The 2,639-nt window shown below is 71.8% G+C and carries 3 protein-coding genes; all 3 read left to right on the top strand.

The genetic code is table 11. The annotated features are described in order from the left end of the window. A partial coding sequence (locus tag ACFRMQ_RS40020) for a VIT1/CCC1 transporter family protein (protein WP_380735829.1) occupies window positions 1-204 on the top strand: 204 nt, incomplete at its 5' end. Between the two features lie 99 nt (window positions 205-303). Then, window positions 304-1,104 (top strand): fumarylacetoacetate hydrolase family protein, encoded by an 801-nt coding sequence (locus tag ACFRMQ_RS40015; RefSeq protein WP_380735828.1) that lies wholly within the window; start codon window positions 304-306, stop codon window positions 1,102-1,104. A 61-nt stretch (window positions 1,105-1,165) separates the two neighbouring features. Then, a complete protein-coding gene (gene gltX, locus ACFRMQ_RS40010; RefSeq protein ID WP_380735830.1) occupies window positions 1,166-2,596 on the top strand; it encodes a glutamate--tRNA ligase in 1,431 nt (476 codons plus the stop codon). Window positions 2,597-2,639 lie beyond the last annotated feature (43 nt).

Genomic DNA, 2,639 nt, shown 5'->3' with positions numbered 1-2,639 from the left:
GTCCTCAGCGGCGTCGCCGGACTGGTGGCCGGCGCGTTCTCGATGGCGTTGGGCGAGTACACCTCCGTCACCACGCAGAACGAGCAGATCGACGCCGAGGTGGTCACCGAGCGCGCCGCGTTCCGGAAGTACCCGGACGCCGAGGAGGCCGAGCTGGTGGACATGCTCACCGACATGGGCATGACCCGGGGCCCCGCGCGATAGCCTGGAGCCGATTGACGGGGCCGCGCCCACTGCGGGCGGGGCGCCCACCAGCGCCCGGGCGCGCCCCGGGCGGCCGACGAAGCGAGGGGTAGCCCAGCCGTGCGCATTGCCAGGTTTTCCGTCCGGGAAGGGAGCCCTGCCGCCGGCAGCGTCTCCTTCGGCGTGGTGGAGGGCGACCCTTCCCGGCCCGACTCGCTGGTCGTCCACGCGCTGGCCGGCCACCCGTTCGGCCAGCCCCAGCCCACCGGCGAGAGTTACCGCTTCCAGGACGTCCGGCTGCTCAGCCCGATGCTCCCGAACAAGATCGTGGCGGTCGGCCGCAACTACGCGGCGCACGCGGCCGAGCTGGGCAACGACGTCCCGGACGTCCCGCTCACCTTCTTCAAGCCGTCCACCTCGGTGATCGGCCCGACCGAGAGCATCGCCTACCCGCCGTTCTCCTCGGACGTCCACCACGAGGCCGAGCTGGCCGTGGTGATCGGCCGGATGTGCCGCGAGGTGCCGCTGGACCGGGTGCCCGAGGTGATCCTCGGCTACACCTGCGCCAACGACGTCACCGCCCGGGACGTCCAGCAGCGCGAGGGCCAGTGGGCCCGGGCCAAGGGCTTCGACACGGCCTGCCCGCTGGGCCCCTGGATCGAGACCGACCTCGACCCGGGCGACCTCGCGATCACCTGCACGGTCAACGGCGAGCTCCGCCAGACCGGCCGCACCTCCCTGATGATCCGCTCGGTCGCCGAGCTGGTCGTCCACATCTCCGAGGCCATGACGCTGCTGCCCGGCGACGTCATCCTCACCGGCACGCCCGCAGGGGTGGGCCCCCTCAACGTCGGCGACGAGGTCGCCGTCTCCATCGAAGGCATCGGCACTCTCACCAACAAGGTGATCAAGCGTGGCTAACACAAACCCGGACGTCCGGGTTCGCTTCTGTCCCTCCCCGACCGGCAACCCCCACGTGGGGATGGTCCGCACGGCCCTCTTCAACTGGGCCTACGCCCGCCACACCGGCGGCAAGCTGGTCTTCCGGATCGAGGACACCGACTCCGCCCGCGACTCCGAGGAGTCGTACCACCAGCTGCTCGACGCCATGCGCTGGCTCGGCCTGGACTGGGACGAGGGCCCGGAGGTCGGCGGCCCGCACGCGCCGTACCGCCAGTCGCAGCGGATGGACATCTACGCCGATGTCGCCCGCCGCCTGCGGGAGGCCGGCCACGCCTACCACTGCTACTGCTCCACCGAGGAGCTGGACGCCCGCCGCGAGGCCGCCCGCGCCGCCGGCAAGCCCTCCGGCTACGACGGCCACTGCCGTGACCTGACGGACGAGCAGGTCGCCGTCTACAAGCTGGAGAAGCGCGAGCCGATCCTGCGCTTCCGGATGCCCGACAAGACCATCAGCTTCGACGACCTGGTCCGCGGCACGCTCACCTTCGAGCCGGAGAACGTGCCGGACTACGGCATCGTCCGGGCCAACGGCGCCCCGCTGTACACCCTGGTCAACCCGGTGGACGACGCCCTGATGGGCATCACCCACGTGCTGCGCGGCGAGGACCTGCTGTCCTCCACCCCGCGGCAGGTCGCGCTGTACGCCGCGCTGGCCGAGATCGGCGTCGGCGAGGGCACCACCCCGCGCTTCGGCCACCTGCCGTACGTGATGGGCGAGGGCAACAAGAAGCTCTCCAAGCGCGACCCGCAGGCCTCGCTCAACATGTACCGCGAGCTCGGCTTCATCCGTGAGGGCCTGCTCAACTACCTGTCCCTGCTGGGCTGGTCGCTGGCCGAGGACCGCGACCTGTTCTCCATGGACGAGCTGGTCGCCGCCTTCGACATCGCGAAGGTCAACTCCAACCCGGCCCGCTTCGACCTGAAGAAGTGCGAGGCGATCAACGCCGAGCACGTCCGCCGGCTGGCCCCGGAGGACTTCGTCGGCCGCCTGGTGCCCTTCCTCCAGGGCGCCGGTCTGCTGCCGGCCGAGCCCACCGCCGAGCAGCTGGACCTGCTCGCCAAGGTGGCGCCGCTCACCCAGGAGCGGATGGTCGTGCTGAGCGAGATCGTGAACATGGCCGGCTTCCTGTTCGTGGCGCCGGAGGACTTCGCCCTCGACCCGGACGACGCCGCCAAGGTGCTGACCGCGGACTCCCGCCCGGTGCTGGAGGCCAGCGTCAAGGCGCTGGAGGAGCTCGGGGACTTCACCCCGGAGCCGATCCAGGCCGCGCTGCGCGAGGCGCTGGTGGCCGGGCTGGGCATCAAGCCCAAGCTCGCCTTCACGCCGCTGCGGGTGGCCGTCACGGGCCGTCGGGTCTCCCCGCCGCTGTTCGAGTCCATGGAGCTCCTGGGACGCCCTGAGACGCTGCGCCGGCTGCGGGCCGCCCTGGACGCCCTCCCGGCCGCCTGACGGGCTTCCGAACAGGCCGCGGGCCCGGCGGCGTGCCGGGCCC

The organism is Kitasatospora sp. NPDC056783 (assembly GCF_042789895.1).
Classification (GTDB): Bacteria; Actinomycetota; Actinomycetes; order Streptomycetales; family Streptomycetaceae; genus Kitasatospora.
This window is presented reverse-complemented; position numbering and strand designations above follow the sequence as displayed.

Excerpts from the sequence above, each read along its gene's own strand:
- gltX (WP_380735830.1), top strand. The coding sequence starts at position 1,166 with ATGGTCCGCACGGCCCTCTTCAACTGGGCCTACGCCCGCCACACCGGC.